4 protein-coding genes are annotated in these 2,833 nt (G+C 47.7%); 2 read left to right on the forward strand and 2 right to left on the reverse strand.

The window, feature by feature from the left end; all coding sequences use genetic code 11:
• A partial coding sequence (locus tag LUQ50_RS02100; protein ID WP_300035465.1) for a ribonuclease III domain-containing protein occupies positions 1 to 393 on the forward strand: 393 nt, incomplete at its 5' end.
• 75 nt (positions 394 to 468) lie between these two features.
• Complete coding sequence (locus LUQ50_RS02105; RefSeq protein ID WP_300035468.1) at positions 469 to 1,482, forward strand: flippase-like domain-containing protein; 1,014 nt, start codon at positions 469 to 471, stop codon at positions 1,480 to 1,482.
• 35 nt (positions 1,483 to 1,517) lie between these two features.
• Here LUQ50_RS02105 and argF read toward each other — a convergent pair whose 3' ends face one another.
• Both argF and LUQ50_RS02115 read right to left on the reverse strand, forming a co-directional pair.
• Positions 1,518 to 2,426 (reverse strand): ornithine carbamoyltransferase, encoded by a 909-nt coding sequence (gene argF, locus LUQ50_RS02110; RefSeq protein ID WP_300035471.1) that lies wholly within the window; start codon positions 2,424 to 2,426, stop codon positions 1,518 to 1,520.
• Positions 2,423 to 2,833: phosphoribosylglycinamide synthetase C domain-containing protein (locus LUQ50_RS02115; protein ID WP_300035474.1), on the reverse strand; the 411-nt coding region annotated here is incomplete at its 5' end. The genes LUQ50_RS02115 and argF, both read right to left, overlap by 4 nt.

Below are 2,833 nucleotides of genomic sequence, written 5' to 3' on the forward strand. Positions count from 1 at the left end.
CGGGCTCTCAGTAGAAAGGCATATGCTCAGGAACAGGGATTTCCTGAAACTGCACATATGGATGCTCTGGCAACCCTGGGAGATGCAGTCATTGAACTCCAGATCCTGACCCGGCTCGTTGAAGAGGGAGGATATGACAAAGGTGACATCTCAGTGCAGAAGATGGACCTGGTTAATATGTCCATCTTACGCAAGGCAGGAGAAACGATTCATCTCCATGAATATATTCACTGGGGAAATGGAGAGAAACGGATGCATATCTGGTCATCAGGCAGGGTTCTTGCAGAATGCATTGAGGCACTGGTCGGTGCAGTATACCTGGATGGCGGACTCAACACTGCAGGGCAGGTTATGGATAATATAGGGCTTTTTCCGACATATACGGAAAAATGAAAGTTCTGATTCATAAAAGAGATATGCAAACCGGGTACACCTAACTCAGTTTGTTATCTCAATCAGGGAGAAGGAATGGATAAGAGCCAGAAGAAATGGGTTTATGCATCACTCGGTATTAGTGCAATCATTCTTGCGTTGATGGTAGGATCCACCTTCAATGAAGAGACACTCACCTATCTGGCCCACATGAATATCTTTTTCCTGATGATTGCTCTGGGATTGCGGTTTGTCTCATTTGCTCTGTGGGCTCTTCGGATTCAGAAGATGTCACTTTCTCTCGGCTATCAGGTCCCGTTCTCACACTGCTATAACATGGTCGTTGCAAATCTCCTGGCAGGTGCTCTGACTCCCGGACAGGCTGGCGGTGAGCCGGTCAGAATCCATGAACTCTATAAAGCAAAAATGTCGGTAGGAGATGCAACTGCGGTTGTAATCATGGAGCGGGTTCTTGACGCAATCATGCTGGTAGCACTCAGTGTCTGCAGCCTCATTATTATGGGAAGTGTTGTCTGGACTCTTTCCAGCGGCATTATCTTTGTGATCTTTTTCTCACTGTTTCTCCTGATATTCTTCATTCTGCTGTTACTCTATGCAGTCAGGTACCCTGAACCGGCGAAACGGATGATCATGAGGTTTCTCCACTGGATCGAAATAAAAATGAAGAAACCATCAGTCCAGAAGATTATCTCTAAAACCGATGTGGAATTTGATAACTTCTGCTCGGGAATCAATGCCTTTGCCAGACACGGAAAGTCAGGATTCGTATGGGGTTCTGTCTGCACCATCCTCTTCTGGTTCTCAGAGTTCGTGGTTGCATCAGTCATCCTGATGGGGCTTGGCCTGCCACCGGCCGTATCTGAATCGATGCTGGCTCAGATCATCATCGCTCTGGTGAGTATGATACCGCTTACTCCGGGCGCATCAGGAGTTGCAGAACTATCAGCAGCTTCATTGTATGCTCTCTTTGTCCCAACTGCAGCGCTGGGTATTTTTATCCTGCTCTGGCGACTGATTATGTTCTATCTCAATATCGTCTTCGGCTTTATTGCTACAATGTTCATCTTTAAACGTGAGATAACAACCTGACCTGACTTCAGGGGGGTCAGGGAAAAAAGTGTTGTTCAGGCTAATAACCGGAGCAGTAATGCCTTCTGCACATGCAGCCGGTTTTCTGCCTGATCCCATACAACGCTCCGGTTACTATCTATCACTTCATCAGTGATCTCATACCCGCGATGAGCAGGAAGACAGTGCATAACAATTGCTCCGGGTTTTGCATGCGTCATAAGATCAGCATTCACCTGATAGCGTCCAAAGACCCTCTCACGCTCCTTTGTCTCTTCTTCATGACCCATCGAGACCCAGGTATCCGTCATCACAACGTCGGCATTTCGTACTGCTGCAAGAGGATCTTCACCGATTGTGAGGAGTGCTCCTTCCTTCTGGGCTGTTTTAATAAACTCGAGCGATGGCTGGTATTGTGGCGGACAGGCAATACTTACCTCCATCCCAGTAAGGATAGTACTCAGAATCAAAGAGTTACAGACATTATTTCCATCACCTACCCAGGCAACCCTGACCTTTTCTGTCCGGTGCAAGTGTTCCATGATAGTCATGATATCAGCAAGGATCTGACAGGGGTGCTCCAGATCAGACAACCCGTTGATAACCGGAATGTCGGCATGGGCAGCCAGTTCCATGACACTCTGGTGAGAGTTCGCCCGAATCATAATAGCAGAAACAAACCGTGACATCACCCGTGCGGTATCCCGGATGGCTTCTCCCCTCCCCAGTTGCATATCTTTGGGGTTCAGAAAGAGTGCATACCCTCCGAGTTCATACATCCCGACCTCAAAAGAAATCCTGGTTCTGGTTGACGACTTCTCAAATATCATCCCAAGCGTTTTTTGAGAGAGATGGGGAGGAAAAACTCCGACCCTCCGCTCCTCTTTGAGCCTCCGTGCGGTCGCGATCAGTTCACCGAGCTCTTCGCGGGAGATATCAAGGATAGAAACAAAATCCTTTTTCATCTGATCGCCTGCATGTGCTCGATCCGCTTCTTTAGTACATCAAGCGTTCCGACATCACGGCGATGACGTACAGGTCCCTGAACCGCAGTTGCGGCACGTTCTGCGATCTGTTCTGCCTGCTCCAGGGTATCACCAATTCCCACATATGCCATCGTTCGCGAGGACTGGGTTATGAGATGATCTCCCTCCTTGACAACCGATGCATAATACAGAAGAGCTGAATCATCATCTCCGGGATAAATCGGATTACCGGCAAGCGGATTATCCGGGTATCCCTCTGGAACGATATATTTGCAGACCGTCGCTTTCTTTTCAAAAATTACCTGAGTTGAATCAAGGGTTCCTGAGGTTATCCCTTTAATAATATCACTGAACGGTGAAATTAAAAGACTCAGTACATTCATTGC

This window comes from Methanospirillum sp., from assembly GCF_028679455.1.
Taxonomy (GTDB): Archaea; Halobacteriota; Methanomicrobia; order Methanomicrobiales; family Methanospirillaceae; genus Methanospirillum.

Excerpts from the sequence above, each read along its gene's own strand:
- LUQ50_RS02105 (WP_300035468.1), top strand. The coding sequence starts at position 469 with ATGGATAAGAGCCAGAAGAAATGGGTTTATGCATCACTCGGTATTAGT.
- argF (WP_300035471.1), bottom strand. The coding sequence starts at position 2,426 with ATGAAAAAGGATTTTGTTTCTATCCTTGATATCTCCCGCGAAGAGCTC.